The 15,539-nt window shown below is 60.2% G+C and carries 19 protein-coding genes; 10 read left to right on the top strand and 9 right to left on the bottom strand.

What is annotated here, in order from left to right:
• Window positions 1–90: 90 nt before the first annotated feature.
• From C4J84_RS19890 to C4J84_RS19875, 4 genes are all read right to left on the bottom strand, one after another.
• On the bottom strand, window positions 91–768 hold the full coding sequence (locus C4J84_RS19890) for a response regulator transcription factor (RefSeq protein ID WP_124364152.1): 678 nt from the start codon (window positions 766–768) through the stop codon (window positions 91–93).
• Between the two features lie 7 nt (window positions 769–775).
• Complete coding sequence (locus tag C4J84_RS19885; RefSeq protein WP_124368139.1) at window positions 776–1,183, bottom strand: translation initiation factor 2; 408 nt, start codon at window positions 1,181–1,183, stop codon at window positions 776–778.
• A 106-nt stretch (window positions 1,184–1,289) separates the two neighbouring features.
• Window positions 1,290–1,589, bottom strand: a complete 300-nt coding sequence (locus C4J84_RS19880; RefSeq protein WP_124364150.1) for a YciI family protein — start codon at window positions 1,587–1,589, stop codon at window positions 1,290–1,292.
• 1 nt (window position 1,590) lies between these two features.
• On the bottom strand, window positions 1,591–2,187 hold the full coding sequence (locus C4J84_RS19875; RefSeq protein ID WP_124435993.1) for a septation protein A: 597 nt from the start codon (window positions 2,185–2,187) through the stop codon (window positions 1,591–1,593).
• Window positions 2,188–2,274: 87 nt separating this feature from the next.
• Between C4J84_RS19875 and C4J84_RS19870 the strand changes: the two genes are divergently transcribed.
• The 6 genes from C4J84_RS19870 (at window position 2,275) to rluB (ending at window position 7,707) form a co-directional block, all read left to right on the top strand.
• Entirely contained in the window at window positions 2,275–3,138 is an 864-nt protein-coding gene (locus C4J84_RS19870) for a PHP domain-containing protein (RefSeq protein WP_124435992.1), read from the top strand.
• Between the two features lie 13 nt (window positions 3,139–3,151).
• The gene (locus C4J84_RS19865; RefSeq protein ID WP_124364147.1) at window positions 3,152–3,781 is read left to right on the top strand and encodes an L-threonylcarbamoyladenylate synthase; all 630 of its coding nucleotides are present in this window, start codon (window positions 3,152–3,154) and stop codon (window positions 3,779–3,781) included.
• Window positions 3,782–3,901: 120 nt separating this feature from the next.
• On the top strand, window positions 3,902–4,600 hold the full coding sequence (locus C4J84_RS19860) for a ScpA family protein (RefSeq protein WP_177412781.1): 699 nt from the start codon (window positions 3,902–3,904) through the stop codon (window positions 4,598–4,600).
• A gap of 12 nt (window positions 4,601–4,612) precedes the next feature.
• The gene (scpB, locus tag C4J84_RS19855) at window positions 4,613–5,527 is read left to right on the top strand and encodes an SMC-Scp complex subunit ScpB (RefSeq protein WP_124371671.1); all 915 of its coding nucleotides are present in this window, start codon (window positions 4,613–4,615) and stop codon (window positions 5,525–5,527) included.
• Between the two features lie 632 nt (window positions 5,528–6,159).
• Window positions 6,160–6,351: a DUF1289 domain-containing protein gene (locus C4J84_RS19850; RefSeq protein WP_005790815.1), complete on the top strand. Its 192-nt coding sequence runs from the start codon at window positions 6,160–6,162 to the stop codon at window positions 6,349–6,351.
• Between the two features lie 144 nt (window positions 6,352–6,495).
• The gene (gene rluB, locus C4J84_RS19845) at window positions 6,496–7,707 is read left to right on the top strand and encodes a 23S rRNA pseudouridine(2605) synthase RluB (protein WP_124368135.1); all 1,212 of its coding nucleotides are present in this window, start codon (window positions 6,496–6,498) and stop codon (window positions 7,705–7,707) included.
• Between the two features lie 196 nt (window positions 7,708–7,903).
• Here the strand turns inward: rluB and C4J84_RS19840 are convergent, their stop codons facing one another.
• Both C4J84_RS19840 and C4J84_RS26305 read right to left on the bottom strand, forming a co-directional pair.
• Window positions 7,904–8,863, bottom strand: a complete 960-nt coding sequence (locus C4J84_RS19840; protein ID WP_124368134.1) for a leucyl aminopeptidase — start codon at window positions 8,861–8,863, stop codon at window positions 7,904–7,906.
• Between the two features lie 73 nt (window positions 8,864–8,936).
• Window positions 8,937–9,074 carry a hypothetical protein gene (locus tag C4J84_RS26305; protein WP_003237751.1) on the bottom strand — a complete coding sequence of 46 codons (138 nt, stop codon included), beginning with the start codon at window positions 9,072–9,074 and terminating at the stop codon, window positions 8,937–8,939.
• Between the two features lie 646 nt (window positions 9,075–9,720).
• Between C4J84_RS26305 and C4J84_RS19835 the strand changes: the two genes are divergently transcribed.
• From C4J84_RS19835 to arfB, 4 genes are all read left to right on the top strand, one after another.
• Window positions 9,721–11,151: an amino acid permease gene (locus C4J84_RS19835; protein ID WP_124371670.1), complete on the top strand. Its 1,431-nt coding sequence runs from the start codon at window positions 9,721–9,723 to the stop codon at window positions 11,149–11,151.
• 10 nt (window positions 11,152–11,161) lie between these two features.
• A complete protein-coding gene (locus C4J84_RS19830; protein WP_124371669.1) occupies window positions 11,162–11,341 on the top strand; it encodes a hypothetical protein in 180 nt (59 codons plus the stop codon).
• Window positions 11,342–11,476: 135 nt separating this feature from the next.
• Complete coding sequence (locus tag C4J84_RS19825; protein ID WP_124371668.1) at window positions 11,477–12,895, top strand: type III effector; 1,419 nt, start codon at window positions 11,477–11,479, stop codon at window positions 12,893–12,895.
• A gap of 120 nt (window positions 12,896–13,015) precedes the next feature.
• On the top strand, window positions 13,016–13,429 hold the full coding sequence (gene arfB / locus C4J84_RS19820; protein WP_017847165.1) for an alternative ribosome rescue aminoacyl-tRNA hydrolase ArfB: 414 nt from the start codon (window positions 13,016–13,018) through the stop codon (window positions 13,427–13,429).
• On the opposite strand, the gene C4J84_RS19815 is transcribed toward arfB, so the two are convergent.
• From C4J84_RS19815 to C4J84_RS19805, 3 genes are all read right to left on the bottom strand, one after another.
• Window positions 13,426–14,622 carry an MFS transporter gene (locus C4J84_RS19815; protein ID WP_124371667.1) on the bottom strand — a complete coding sequence of 399 codons (1,197 nt, stop codon included), beginning with the start codon at window positions 14,620–14,622 and terminating at the stop codon, window positions 13,426–13,428. The two genes, arfB and C4J84_RS19815, sit on opposite strands and share 4 nt — an antisense overlap.
• A gap of 104 nt (window positions 14,623–14,726) precedes the next feature.
• On the bottom strand, window positions 14,727–14,909 hold the full coding sequence (locus C4J84_RS19810; RefSeq protein WP_124371666.1) for a hypothetical protein: 183 nt from the start codon (window positions 14,907–14,909) through the stop codon (window positions 14,727–14,729).
• Between the two features lie 314 nt (window positions 14,910–15,223).
• The gene (locus tag C4J84_RS19805; RefSeq protein WP_124368130.1) at window positions 15,224–15,535 is read right to left on the bottom strand and encodes a DUF962 domain-containing protein; all 312 of its coding nucleotides are present in this window, start codon (window positions 15,533–15,535) and stop codon (window positions 15,224–15,226) included.
• Window positions 15,536–15,539 lie beyond the last annotated feature (4 nt).

The following is a 15,539-nucleotide window of genomic DNA, read 5'->3' as shown; positions in this document are numbered from 1 at the left end:
TGCATCCCGTGACGCTCCGCGTCACCCAAGCGCAAGGCGGGACGCAGAGCGTCCGGGCGGCGTTCCCACGCGGAGCATGGGAACGATTATTCAAGGGGCGTAGTAGTAACCACGGCTGCGCAGCGCCACGATCCGCGGACGGCCGTCCGGGTGTGGGCCGATTTTCTTGCGCAGGTTGCTGACGTGCATGTCCAGGCTGCGATCGTACAGGGTCAACTTGCGGCCCAGGGCGATTTGCGCCAGCTCCTGTTTATCCAGCGGTTCGCCGGGCTGGCGCAGCAAGGCTTCGAGCAGGCGGCTTTCGGAGACGGTCAGGGTAAATTCCTGTGCGTCGATGCTGACCACGCCGCGCACCGGGCTGAAGCACAAGTCGCCCAGTTCCAGTTGGGTCGACACGGCTGCCGGATGACTGCGGCGCAGCACGGCACGCAAGCGAGCGGTGAGTTCGCGCGGATCGCAAGGCTTGGCCAGGTAATCGTCGGCGCCCAGTTCCAGGCCGAGGATGCGGTCCAGGGGTTCGCCCCGGGCCGAGAGCATCAGCACCGGCAACTCCGGGTGGTCGTTGCGCAGTTGCTTGAGCAACTCCAGGCCGCTGCCGTCGGGCAGCATCACGTCGAGCACCACCGCCGCCGGGGCGGTTTCGGCCAGGGCCTTGCGGGCACTGGAGCCGTCGTGGCAGGCGCGTACCTGGAAACCTTCCTGGCTCAGCCAACTGGTCAGCAGCTCACAGAGCTCCTGGTCATCATCTATCAGTAACAGCTCGCTCATGACTCACTCAATTTAGCCATTGTCGACGACGACGGTGCCCACCGCTGGCAAAGATGCCGCACAGCAAGGCGATCAGGGCGACGCCCGCGCCGGTGACAAACCATTGCTGCTGCTCGGTCAGCCATCGGGTCAAGGCACCGCCTTGTGTCTCTTTGAGTTGCTGGGCCAGGCGTTGGTTCTCCTGGCGCAAACGACTCAGTTGCGCGCTTTCACGGGTAGCCTGCGTGCTTTGCAGTTGCTTGCTCAGCGCTTCGCGTAGCCCTTCGCTTTCTTTCAAACGTTGCTGCAATTCGGTGATCTGGCTGCCGGCACTCAAGGACAGAGGCGTGGAGCTGCCGCTGCTCGAGGACTCTTCAGCGTGGGCCGTCGCCCCGATCGTAAACACTGCCAACAGACACAACTGACGTAAGCGCATCGGAACTCCTGATTCCACACGGATATTCAGAACGTTGTCGGCAGGTTACCGGGAATGATGAGCCAGCGGGTTGGCGCCGAACCGTTTGGGTTCGGCGCCACCGGGGTCACGGCAGGACTTGCTTGAACGGCTTGATCACGACATCGGCGTAGACGCCCGCCGCCACATAAGGATCAGCCTTGGCCCACGCCTGGGCATCGGCCAGAGAGGCGAACTCGGCAACGATCAGGCTGCCAGTGAAACCCGCTTCGCCCGGCTCGTTGCTGTCGGTGGCCGGGTGCGGGCCGGCCAGTACGATGCGGCCTTCGGTTTGCAGCTGCTTGAGGCGCTCGACGTGGGCCGGGCGCACGCTCAGGCGTTTTTCCAGCGAGTTGGCAACATCGGTGGCAATGATGGCGTAGAGCATGTCAGTCCTCGGTTTTCGGCGTGGTGGCGGCAGAGTCATGCAGGTGACGCGACAGGTAGATACCTTGGCCGACCAGGAACAGCAGGGTCATGGCCAGACTGCCGAACACCTTGAAGTCGACCCAGTATTCCTGAAAGGTGAAGGCCACGAACAGGTTGGCGGCACCGCAGAAGATGAAAAACACGATCCAGGCCACGTTCAGGCGCACCCAGATCGGGTCCGGCAGGGTCAGCGCGTGGCCCATGATCCGCTTGATCAGCAGGCGATCACCAATGAAGTGGCTGCCGATGAACACCAGGGCGAACAGCCAGTTGACCACCGGGGCTTTCCATTTGAGGAAGGTTTCGCTGTGGAAGGCCAGGGTCAGGCCGCCGAACACCAGGCAGGCAATGAGGGTCAGCCATTGGCTTTTTTCCAGCTTGCGCTGGGATATGAAGATGGCGCCGTACACCACGATGGAGCTGATGATCAGCGCGGCGGTGGCGCTGTAGATGCCGCCGAACGAGAGTTGGTGACCGGCGATGTCGATGACCCTGGGGTCGAGTTTGGTAACGATGAAAAACAGCAACAGCGGGATGAAGTCGATGAATTGTTTCACAGTAAGAGCCAGAAGCTGGATGTGGCGGCATAATAACAAACATCCTTGGTTGCGATAGCGCCAGCTGACTTGAGGTTACACACTCCCGTGAATGTTGATTTGCACTGCCACAGCACGGCCTCCGACGGCGCCCTGGCGCCTGCGGTACTGGTTGCGCGTGCGTTTGAAAAAGGCGTGCGAGTCCTCGCGTTGACCGACCACGACACCCTCGAAGGCCTCGATGAGGCCCGCGCGGCGGCCCAGGCCTTGGGCATGCAGCTGGTCAACGGCGTGGAATTGTCCTGCACCTGGGGCGGCGCCACCATTCATGTGCTCGGCTACGGTTTCGAGCAAAACGCCCCGGCCCTGGTGGCGGCCATCGCCCGATTGCACGATGGCCGCTGGCTGCGGTCCGAAGAAATAAGCCGCAAGCTCAGCCTCAAAGGCATGCCTGGCGCCCTCGACGGCGCTCGGGCTATCCAGCAGGCGTTGGGCGACAGCGGTAATGCACCGGCCCGTCCGCACTTCGCCGACTGGATGGTGCAGGCAGGTTTCGTCAAGGACCGCGCCGAAGCCTTCCGTAAATGGTTGGGCGCGGGCAAGTTGGGCGATGTGAAGCAACATTGGCCGACCCTGGAGGACACCGTCCAGACCCTGCGGGACGCCGGGGCCTGGGTCAGCCTGGCGCATCCCTGGCATTACGATTTCACCCGCAGCAAGCGCCGCAAGCTGATCAGTGACTATATTGGAGCGGGCGGCCACGCGATCGAAGTGGTCAACGGGCATCAACCCGCCGAGCAGGTCGGCAGCCTGGCGATCCTTGCCCGCGAATTTGGTCTGCTGGTCAGTGCCGGCAGTGATTTTCATGGCCCAGGCGGCTGGTCCGAGATCGGCGAGTATCGCCAGGTTCCGCAAGACCTGCCGCTGTTGTGGGGGCGATTCAAGCATGACCCCATTATTGCCACCGTCTGAACAGGTAGAGCTCGTGAGTCAATTCTTCCAGATTCATCCGGAAAACCCCCAGGCGCGCCTGATCAAACAGGCCGTGGAAATCATTCGCGCCGGCGGCGTGGTGATCTATCCAACTGATTCGTCCTACGCCATTGGTTGCCAGATCGGCGACAAGGGTGCGGTCGAGCGCGTAAGACGTCTGCGCCAACTGGATGACAAGCACAACTTTGCGCTGATCTGCAGCGACTTGTCCCAGCTTGGGCTGTTCGCCAAGGTCGACACCGGCACCTTCCGCTTGCTCAAGGCGCATACGCCAGGGCCGTACACCTTCATTCTCAATGCTACCCGCGAAGTACCGCGCCTGTTGCTGCACCCGAAAAAACGCACCATCGGCCTGCGTGTGCCGGAACACCCGATCGCCCTGGCACTGCTGGCCGAGCTGGGCGAGCCGCTGATGAGCGTGTCGCTGATCCTGCCCGGCGAAACCGAGCCGCTGTATGACCCTTACGAAATGCGCCGCCTGTTGGAAAAACACGTCGACTTGATCATCGACGGTGGCTACGGCGGCAACAAAGCCTCCACCGTGATCAACCTGGCCGATGGCGAGCCGCAAGTGGTGCGTGTAGGGTGCGGCGACCCGACGCCGTTCATGGTCGAGGCCTGAATGTCGGTCGTGGAAACCGTCGATTCCCAGGCGGGGGCCCAGCAGGAACTGCCCTTCGCGATGGTCTATGGCCAGGCGGTCCTGGAAATGCCCCTGGACCTGTACATCCCGCCGGACGCCCTGGAAGTCTTCCTTGAAGCCTTCGAAGGCCCGCTGGACCTGCTGCTGTACCTGATTCGCAAACAGAACATCAACATCCTCGATATTCCCGTGGCGGAAATCACCCGGCAGTACATGGGCTATGTCGAATTGATGCAGTCGGTGCGCCTGGAGCTGGCCGCCGAATACCTGGTGATGGCCGCCATGCTCGCCGAGATTAAGTCGCGCATGCTGCTGCCGCGCGCAGAGACGGTCGAGGCCGAAGAAGATGACCCGCGCGCCGAACTGATCCGCCGCCTGCAGGAATACGAGCGCTTCAAGGCGGCCGCCGAAGGGATCGACGGTTTGAGCCGCGTAGGCCGCGATGTGGTGGTGCCCAAGCTGGATGCCCCGGAAGCCCGCGCGCGCAAACTGTTGCCCGACGTGAGCCTGGAAGAGTTGCTGATGTCCATGGCCGAGGTGCTGCGCCGTGGCGATATGTTCGAAAGCCACCAGGTCAGCCGCGAAGCCCTGTCCACCCGCGAGCGCATGAGCGATGTGCTGGAGCGTCTCAAGGGCGGCGGGTTTGTGCCGTTTGTCGAGCTGTTCACCGCAGAGGAAGGGCGCCTGGGCGTGGTGGTGACCTTCATGGCGATCCTGGAGCTGGTCAAGGAGTCCTTGGTCGAGCTGGTCCAGAATGAGCCGTTTGCGGCTATCCATGTGCGGGCGCGAGCCGAATAACGAGCTGAATCGATGAATCTGACTGAACCCCGCGAACTGGCACCCTTGCTGGAAGCCTTTCTCCTGGCCTCGGGCAAGCCGCAATCTTTGGAGCGCCTGTTCGAACTCTTTGAAGAGGCCGAACGTCCCGAACCGCCGGTGTTCAAGAAGGCGTTGGAGATCCTGCGCAAATCTTGTGACGGTCGCGCCTTTGAATTGCGTGAAGTGGCGTCGGGTTATCGGCTGCAGATCCGCGAGAAATTTTCCCCTTGGGTGGGGCGCTTGTGGGAAGAACGCCCGCAGCGTTATTCACGGGCGATGCTGGAGACCATGGCGTTGATCGCCTATCGCCAGCCGATCACTCGGGGCGAGATCGAAGATGTGCGGGGCGTGGCGGTCAACAGCCATATCGTCAAGACGTTGCTGGAGCGCGAGTGGATCCGCATCGTCGGTTACCGTGACGTGCCCGGCAAACCGGCGATGTTCGCCACCACCAAAGTGTTCCTCGACCACTTCAACCTGAAGAACCTCGACGACCTGCCGCCGCTGGCCGAACTGCGCGAGATGGAAGCCGAACCGGTGCTCGACTTCGACGACGCGCCGGTGCCGGCCAGCTTGCAGGAACTGGCCGACGCCAGCGCCGAGCCGGAAGAGCCGAAAGACGAAACCAGTTTCCATACATTGCTGTTGGAACTGGACGACATGGAGCAGGGCATCAAGACCGATTTTGATGATGTGCTGCGCGATGGCGCCGTCGAGCCTGAAACCCAGGTGAACGTTGAGCCCGAGCCTGACGTCGAAGAAGACATCCTCGGTGTTGCCGATGCCCGGGAAAAACTGCTGGCCGCCGTCGCCGCCCTCGAACAGCCGCCGTTGAGCGACGAGGAAGATGAAGCCCGGGCGCTGGCCGAAGCCATCGAAAACGAACGCCGCCAGTTGGAAGACTGACGGGGATCAAATGTGGGAGGGGGCTTGCCCCCGATAGCCATAGGTATCTACACAACTTTTGGCGTGGCCTGAACCTGTGACGGCTCGGGAGCCGAAGCCTCTCTAACTGATGCTCCGCGACCTAAATGTGGGAGGGGGCTTGCTCCCGATGGCGGCCTGACAGCCGACTAGGATGTTGGATCAAGGCGAGTACATATCCGTTGCTGCGGTAACGGCGGCTTAGGGTTCCGCCCTTACGGCGTCTCACTTTTGAAAAGCGCAAAAGTAAGCAAAACGCTCTTGCCCCACCACTCGGCACCTCGCCTAGGCTCGGTGTGCCCGTAATCCGACATTGATTTGGGGGGCCGCCGCCACGCGCCATCCATGGCGCGGGGCGGCTAAACCGGCCTCCCTGCCGGTTTACCCCCCAAATCACTGTCGAATTCCGGCCAGCGTGGTTTAACGGGGCGCCTAAGATCAAAAGCAAGATCAAGAGCGGCTCGCTTCGCATCGTGGTTACTTAGGCTGCTACAGAGTTGTGTAGATACCTATGCCCCGATAGCGGTGTGTCAGCCAGCCTATGCATCAACTGACCCACTGCCATCGGGGGCAAGCCCCCTCCCACATTGGATTTGCATCGCTTGGGAGAAAGCATGAGCTCAACCAAAGACCCCTGCATCAGCATCTGCAAGTTCAGCGATGACATCTGCGTCGGCTGTGGCCGCAGCAAGCGCGAAATCCGTGCCTGGAAGAAACTCGACAAAGTCGACAAGCGCACGGTGCTGGCCGAAGCCGAGCTGCGCCTGCTGGCCCTGGGGGCCACCGGCCGGCGGAAAAGCAAATGATTGTGCCAGGATCGGCTAGTCTCTGATGCGCAACGCGCGGCATGCGCGTATGATTCGCGACCCTTTGCCGAGCTATTCGGCCAAAGCCCCGCTTTCAACACTCTTCAGGCCACGCCTGAATCGACCCACCGGGAGGTGCTTAAGATGAACGACAAAGACCAGAACGACAGCCAGGAAATCGGCCCAGCAGGCGAAAAACTGCAAAAGGTGCTGGCGCGTATCGGCGTGGGCTCGCGCCGCGACGTCGAAGCCTGGATCACCCAGAAGCGCATCAAGGTCAACGGCGTCGAGGCTACCCTTGGCCAGCGCGTCGACCTGCACGATGCAATCACCATCGATGGCAAAGTCATCAAGCGTGAAGAGGCGGCCGAATCGGTACGCCGCGTGATCATGTACAACAAGCCCGATGGCGAGATCTGCACCCGTGACGACCCGGAAGGCCGTCCGACCGTGTTCGACAAGATGCCCAAGCCCAAAGAGGGCCGCTGGATCAACATCGGTCGCCTCGACATCAACACCACGGGCTTGCTGATGTTCACCACCGACGGTGAGTTGGCCAACCGCCTGATGCACCCGTCCTACGAGATGGACCGTGAATACGCCGTGCGTGTACGCGGTGAAGTCGATGACGAGATGATCGAACGCCTCAAGGCCGGCGTAGTGCTGGAAGACGGCCCGGCCAAGTTCACCGACATCAAGCAGGCGCCAGGTGGCGAAGGGTTCAACCACTGGTACCACTGCGTGGTGATGGAAGGCCGTAACCGCGAAGTGCGCCGGCTGTGGGAATCCCAGGGTCTGGTGGTCAGCCGCCTCAAGCGCGTGCGTTTCGGCCCAGTGTTCCTGAACTCCGACCTGCCGATGGGCCGCTGGCGCGAAATGAGCCAGTACGAAGTCGACATTCTCAGTGCCGAAGTTGGCCTGACGCCAGTGGCCATGCCGCAGATGAACGCCAAGAGCAAAGACAAGCTTGAGCGTATGCAGCGTAAGTCGTCGCGCCCGGTGGCCCGTACCGAACGCGTTGCGCGCACCGTGCGCCCGGCGTTGAACGCTCCGGCCACTGGTGGTCGCATCTCGCGTGAGCCGCAGATCGAAGGTGAGCGTCGTCCAACCGCGCCATCGCGTCAGGAAGGTGACCGCGCGCCACGTACGCCGCGCCCAGCCCCAACCGGTGGTCGCAGCAACCGTGGTGAAGCGGAGCGCCCCGCTGACAACGCCAGCACCAAGCGTCCAGCCAAGCCAGCGGCTAACAAGCGCCCTGGGCCGAAACTGGTAGCGGACGAGCCGTCGGGCAAGCGCCGTGGCGCGCCGGCCGGTTCCGGTCAGCGTCCTGGTTTTGGTCGCAAGAAGCCGCAGTGATGTTTTAAGCGCTGCACAAAAAACGCCAACCTTCGGGTTGGCGTTTTTTTTGATTTAAATTTGAAATACAGTCAACTGTGGGAGGGGGCTTGCTCCCGATAGCGGTGTATCAGCTTGCATAAGTATCGGCTGAACCACCGCAATCGGGAGCAAGCCCCTCCCACATTTGGGTCTCCAGTGTTTTCGAGACCGGTGTTCAGAACGCAAACGTCCCATCAAACACCGGCTTGTCATCCAGCGCCAACACCCCGCTGGCAAAGATCAAGTCCAGGTGATGGCTGCCTTTCTGCCCGCCACCCAACCCCAGGTGCAAGCCGCAATGGCGCTCTTCAAAGCCTGCGTTGCGCGCATACAAATCCTTCACGCCTTCATTGGTGCCAATCCCCAACTCCTCCACACGGCGGTTGGACGGGTTGGCATTCAGGTACTTGTTGAAGTCATCCGCCAGCCCCGGCACGTCGCTGGCCACGCTGCAGATGGTGGAGTTCTCGATCCACAGTTCCAGGGGTGACTCCAGCACGCCGTATTTGCGCGCAAAGGGGATGGTGCTGAGAAACGTGCCGACAAACCGCACTTGCCCGTTGATGGCTTCGCTGTGGGTAGCGATCTCGCCAGGGGCCAGGTCGTGGTTGCCGACGCCGTTGATATTGGTCCACTTTTTGATGCTGCTCATCGGTGCTTCAAGGCGTGAGCCGTGCTTGTCGGTGAAGCTCAGCACGCTGGCCTCGGACATGCGCCGGATCAACGTGGCGTTGAGGTCGGCGATACGCTGCGGTTCGACGCTGAAGGTATCGTAGAAGTAGTCGCCGTAGTCCTTGAACAGCAGCGACTTTTTCCAATGTTCGGCCATGACGCCGTGCAACGCTCGGATGAAGTCCGGGCCTTCGGCACGCGGGTTGGGCAGGGTCGAGGAATCGTAGAGAAACAGGTACAGGTCGCAGGCTTCGATGGCCTGGGCCAGGGTTTCGCTGGCGCTCAGGTCCAGGCGCTGCACCTGGAAATTGAAACGGGCGGCGCTGCCTTGGGTGATTGCCTGGGCGATGGCGTCGTAGCGTTCGGTATGGCCCAGCAGCACGGTAGGGCGGTTCACGCCCTGAAGGGCCGGGTGGTGAGCGAGGTAGTAGAGAAAATGTTCGACAGCGCGGGCCTTGTCCATGACGAGTGTCCTTCTGTGCCTTGGGTAAGGGGGCAGGTGCCGTGCACGGCACCTGCCGGATGCCTGCCGGGTATTAGAAAGGCCACATCGCGGTGCCAAATGGCACAACGGCATCAGCTTGCATCATTTCAACGGCGGCCTCATGGGTCGGCGCTTCAAACCAATCGTCAAGTTGCAGTTCAGTTTCCAGGTCTTTTTCCAGTGCTTGCATGGTGTATCTCCTAGAGGACGTTGTTTGAGAACGGCTTGCCAGCGGCTCGCAGGCAAGTGAAGAGAACCTAGGAGAGAGTGTTTCAAAATGCAAAATATTTATTGACACGGTTTCATTTGGATTTTTTCTTCGGTTTTTTTGACGCTATTTTTTATTCAGGTAAAACAGCGGATTGGCTGAACCGATTCTTCAGACGAGTCTGACTGACAATTTTCCGTAAACCGTCATTTGAGCCTGACCGTAAAGCCAATTTTCCGCTGCGTAACGTTAAGTTTACGTGGTCGGCCTTCGCGCTTTGGGTGCAAATCCCCTGTAAGGAATACCTGACAGATTGTCGGGTGCACGTTCGTGGTGCGTGCCGAAGCTGTCGAGCGGTGTACAATGCGCCGCGTTTTACTGTGACCCCCTCTTGCGTATCCACGCAAAGGCCAAGACCCAGGGTGTATCCGCCCTGATCACTCCGTCCGGCCACGAGCCAGACGGGTTCGATTTCGTCACAGATAAAAACAAACAGGTGACGCATGACCGCTAGAAAGACGCTGTACTCCTGGTGCCTGCGCTGGGGTTTGAGCGGCGCTGCTTGAGTCGGTAATTCAAGGCAGCAACCTGCATTCAACCTCTTCAAACCTTGCGTGAGACCTTTTTCATGAGTGGACCCCATTCCTCTTCAGGCGAGCTGAAACGCGGCCTGAAAAATCGGCATATCCAGTTGATCGCCCTCGGTGGCGCCATCGGCACCGGCCTGTTCCTCGGCTCGGCCGGGGTACTTAAGTCTGCCGGCCCATCGATGATCCTGGGCTATGCCATCTGCGGCTTTATCGCCTTCATGATCATGCGCCAGCTCGGCGAAATGATCGTCGAAGAGCCGGTCGCCGGTTCCTTCAGCCATTTTGCCCACAAGTATTGGGGCGGTTTCGCCGGTTTCCTGTCGGGCTGGAACTGCTGGATCCTGTACATCCTGGTGGGGATGTCGGAGCTGACCGCAGTCGGCAAATACGTGCACTACTGGTGGCCGGAGATTCCGACCTGGGTCTCGGCGGCGGCGTTCTTCGTGCTGATCAACCTGATCAACCTGGCCAACGTCAAAGTCTTCGGTGAAGCCGAGTTCTGGTTCGCGATCATCAAGGTAGTGGCCATCGTCGGCATGATTGCCCTGGGCAGCTACCTGCTGGTCAGTGGCAGCGGTGGTCCGCAAGCTTCGGTGAGCAACCTGTGGGACCACGGCGGCTTCTTCCCCCATGGCGTGGGCGGGTTGGTGATGGCCATGGCGATCATCATGTTTTCCTTCGGTGGCCTGGAAATGCTCGGGTTTACCGCCGCCGAAGCGGACCAGCCACGCACCGTGATCCCCAAGGCGATCAATCAGGTGATCTACCGCATCCTGATTTTCTACATCGGCGCGTTGGTGGTGCTGTTGTCGCTGACGCCGTGGGACAGCCTGCTGGCCACCCTTAATGCGTCGGGCGATGCCTACAGCGGCAGCCCTTTCGTGCAAGTGTTCTCAATGCTGGGCAGCAACACCGCCGCGCATATTCTCAACTTCGTGGTATTGACGGCGGCGCTGTCGGTTTACAACAGCGGCACCTACTGCAACAGCCGCATGCTGTTGGGCATGGCCGAGCAGGGTGACGCGCCGAAAGCGCTGGCCAAGATCGACAAGCGTGGGGTGCCGGTGCGTTCGATCCTGGCGTCGGCGGCCGTTACGCTGGTAGCGGTGTTGATGAACTACTTCATCCCGCAACACGCGCTGGAGTTGCTGATGTCGCTGGTAGTGGCCACGTTGGTGATCAACTGGGCGATGATCAGCTTCTCCCACATCAAATTCCGTCAGCACATGGACCGCACTGGCCAGGTGCCGCTGTTCAAGGCGCTGTGGTACCCATATGGCAACTGCGTCTGCCTGGCGTTCGTGGTGTTTATCCTGGTGATCATGCTGATGATTCCGGGTATCCAGGTGTCGGTGTATGCGATCCCGGTGTGGGTGGCGTTTATGGCTCTGTGCTATTGGTTGAAAAACAAGCGTAAGGCGCACGCTGCCCACGCTGCCTTGGCTACGCCGCAGACGGTACTGGAGTAGGCCCATTGCCTTGAATAAAGAACCCGGCTTATCGCCGGGTTTTTTGGTGTCCGGTAAACCGGATGAATTAACGCTTGTTACAGACAAAGGCAAACAGTTGCATAAAGAATTATTGGCGCCGAGCAACGATCCCAGCAATGTCCTGCTGGCGGGCCAGTGCCAGACGCGCATCTGGCACCCCCTTGCCTGAGTCTTGCGTTCGATCGTGATGGGGCAGGGGCGTGCTTAGCGTCTTCCTTGGAGTCCAAACATTCCTGCGGGAACGATTACTCAGATAGCACTCACTCAGCGTTGAGATTCATCTGTTCGCGACGGGGAGTTCACCATGTTCGATATGTCACGTTTTACCCCACAGGTCATAAACCCAACCGTGTCTTTGCCGCTGGCCCACCAGAGCCATACCCTCACCGAAAACGCTCAGGTGGAAGCCAATTTAGGGCGGTTCGCGAGTGAGAGCACAGCCGCTCACAAAACGATTGATAGGTTACTGGCCAGCCTCATCAGGCTATTTACTTTGGTTGAGGGCAGTGAGCTGAAGGCCACTGCCAAAATGTTCAGCAGCTACTCCTCTGACGTCCCAAACTTTGGAGTGATCGGCCAGTTGGCGGCGGGTGGTTTCAACCGTATCCTCGATGAGGCACGTCAGGGTAGCCCTCGCATGCACTGTGCGGATGAAGAACCGCTGACATTGCGAGAAAAGGCTACCGCGTTTTTTAACCTGAGCAATTCAGCGTATTTCAGGGAAACCTTGGAGCGCATCCACGGCTCAAGTGAACTGAAAAGTCAGGTTGCCGATATTATCGATGTGCCTTATCTGGAGTCCAAGGCGTTCGGACCGGCTCGTGGTAGTACCCAGGAGCATCCGCTACCCGAACAGCTGATGCTTTATACCTTCAGCAATGAAAACACTGAGGATGCGTCACGCAATCCGCACCTTTATGAATCCATCAAGGAAGTAAACGGTCGCACGGTCGTGAGTAACCCGGCAAAAGCCGGTGGCAGCTTGACCAAAGTGCAGAACGACTTCCGTGAAGCGGCGCCGCTGGCGAATAAAGTCTGGGCGACAGCCGCCGACCTTAAAGCCGACAACCGCCTGAGCTCGCGTGAACTTGATTTTGCCCGTCTGAACCCGCGCAACCGCGTAGACCGAGATGACGGGCAATTTGGTTACCAGGGGCCAGTTAAAAGCCAGGCGACCCTGCCGTTGGCGCACCTTGTCGTTCCTCGGGGCAACGGCTTCGCGGTCTGGCGGGTCAAGCAAGACAGCGGCTTTGCCAAAGACGCGGCTTTGCAGGACAAACCGATCGTGGCGGGGCCCTCCGGAACCACCGACCGTTTCATGACCGCCGCTCGCTTGCTGGGCAATGGGCTGCTCAATGGACTGGGGCTCAACCAGCCGAAGGCCGGCGAGTCCAGTGAACAGACCGAGGTGAGAGCGCAACGGGAAATGAAGGAGTTGGTGCGGTGGATGGCCACCGGGTATCTGGTGGATGACAACCATCACTCCATGATTGAGGTCAATCTTGGGGCAGCGAACCACGGTTTACCGGTGCAATGGGGTCCGTCGCTGTATCGCGAGCCTTTCAGCGCCCCGATCCAGACCCCTCAGTTCAGTATTTCCAGCTCGCAGGTCATCAGCGGCCTCAGCAGGCGGCCGCAAGTGAACGTTCACTATGAAAGATATCGCCATGATTTGCAGGGTAGTCAGCGAGCTAAGGTAACGCCGGATGGACGGGTGATTTGAGTTCAGCGATGCGCAGACTGATAGTTGCTTTAGAGGCTGATCGCCTGACAAACGCTGTTTACAACGAGGGGCGGGTATTGATCGAGTATGCTGGTCGATCTGAACCAAGGACCTGTTCCAATGCTGGTAATTTCCAACAACGTGCACCTGCCCGACGCCGAAATCGAGCTGACCGCCATTCGCGCCCAGGGCGCCGGGGGGCAGAACGTCAACAAGGTTTCCAGCGCGGTGCACCTGCGTTTTGATATTCCCGCATCGTCGCTGCCGGAATTCTACAAGGAGCGGCTGTTGGCATTACGCGACAGCCGTATCACCAGTGATGGCGTGCTGGTGCTCAAGGCCCAGCAATATCGCACCCAGGAACAGAATCGCGCCGATGCGCTGGAGCGCCTGGTGGAGTTGATCCTCAGCGCAACCAAAGTCGAGAAGAAACGCCGCCCGACCAAGCCGACCCTGGGCTCGAAAAAGCGTCGCCTCGAATCCAAGACCAAGCGCGGCAGCATCAAGGCCGGGCGCGGCAAGGTCGACTTCTAGGCCTCGCGTGCTTCGCGGGCCTTGGGCGCCTGGCGGTACAGGTACACACTCAGCAGCAAGCCACCCAGGGCGGCGAGGGCGGCGAACAGGAAGATCGATGCAAAGCCGAAGCCTGCCGCCACAGCCCCGGCCAATGGCCCGGTGATACCCAGCGATAAGTCGATGAACAACGAATAAGCCCCCACCGCCGAACCGCGACTTGAGGCGGGCACCAGGTTGACCGCTTCCACCCCCAGCGCCGGAAATACCAGGGAAAAGCCAAACCCGCTCAACGCCGCGCCCGCCAGGGCCAGGTTGGCGTCCGGCGCCAGCCACAGCAACAACAGCCCAAGGATCTCCACCGACAGGCAGGCAATCGCCACGCGAAACCCGCCGATACGGTTGATCAGGTTGCCGAACAGCAGGCGCGCACCGATAAAGCTGGCGCCAAACAAGCTCAAGGCCCACACCGCGTTATCCCAATGCTGGGTGGTGTAATACAAGGTGATAAAGGTCGCGATGGTGCCAAAGCCGATGGAGCCCAACGCCAGCGCGCAGCCGTGCGGTAACACCCGCCCTAGCACGTTCATGAACGGCAGACGCACGCCGGTTACGATGGGCGCGGCGACCTTGTTCCAGGCCAGCAACAGGCCGATTGCCGCCAGCAGGAGGATGCTGACGCCCATGCTCCACAGTCCGAAATTTCTTACCAGTAATACGCCCAACGGCGCACCGACCGCCAAGGCGCCATAACTGGCGATGCCATTCCAGGAGATGACCTTGGCGGTGTTCGCCGCACCGACCCGGCCGATGCCCCACCCGATGGCGCCCGAGCCCACCAGGCTTTCAGCACTGCCCAACACCAGGCGACCGATCAGCAGGCTGGCGAGGCTCAAGGCCGGCAGGCTTGAACACCACGCCGCGAGCAGCATGAACACACCGCTCAAGCCACACCCCGCCAGGCCGATCAACACCGCGCGCTTGCTGCCCAGGTTGTCGATGATTTTGCCCGCGTACGGGCGGCTCAGCAGGGTGGCCAGGTACTGCACGCTGATCACCAGGCCGGCAATCACCGCGCCATAGCCCAGTTCGCTATGCACATAGCCCGGCAAAACGGCCAGGGGGATGCCGATATTCAGGTAACCGATAAAGGTGAACAGCACGATGGAAACGACTTGCAGCGTGACCGCCATGGGGCGCTGGGTATCTGGCATGGGAGAGGTCCACTGTCGCAGCAGGTAAAGATAGGCTGCTAATGATACCGGTGGTTTGGCTCGCGTAGGGCGTTAAAGCGCAAAAACCTCAGATCGGGAAGACCTCAGGTTTGCGCAGGGGCCAGCAGTTGGGTGGTGACCAGGGCGGCCAAGGCGTTTTCCTGGGTACCGAAGCGCTTGAGCAACGTGGCTTGTTTGTCCGCGCTGAGGCGGTTCCACACCTCGACCATTTGCAAGGCGGCGTCGAGGACGGCGGTGTCCGGGGAATCGGGAAGGGTGTCGGTCATGGCGGGTATCCCAGGGTTCAGGCAGTGTGGAAAACGCTTGAAGTGGCGCTTTCCACACGGTCTGGTACGGCGTCAGTCCTGGCGTTTGCTGTCGACTGGTTTGGCTTGTTTGGCCTCAGGCTGCTTTGGGCTGGCCTGCTGCGGTGTTGGCTGCTCTGTTGGGTGCAGGCTTGGGAAGGGGAGATTAGGTATCTCGTGCATCGTCGTCGCTCCTCGCAAGGTCTGTTTTAAATCGCGGGTGATTGCGCGCTCTCAAAAAGCCTTGGCAGGATACAGCACTGTAAATGACAAATAGACTTTTATATCCACGAAAACTAGAACGGCACCTTGCCCAGAATCATGTCGCGGTACATCACAAAATCACCCAGCAGGCTGTAAAACGGGTGCTGAAAGGTCGCCGGGCGGTTTTTTTCAAAGAAGAAGTGGCCGATCCAGGCAAAGCTGTAGCCGGCAATCGGCACGGCCAGCAGCAGGCCCAGCGAGCCTCGACCCACGGCATACGCCAGAATGCCGATCACGAGGGTGGTGCCGATAAAGTGCAGGCGTCGGCAGGTGCTGTTGCCATGCTCTGCCAGGTAATACGGGTAAAACTCGGCGAAGCTGTTGAATCGCTTGAGATTTTCCACTGTG

Source organism: Pseudomonas sp. R11-23-07 (assembly GCF_003852295.1).
Taxonomy (GTDB): domain Bacteria; phylum Pseudomonadota; class Gammaproteobacteria; order Pseudomonadales; family Pseudomonadaceae; genus Aquipseudomonas.
This window is presented reverse-complemented; position numbering and strand designations above follow the sequence as displayed.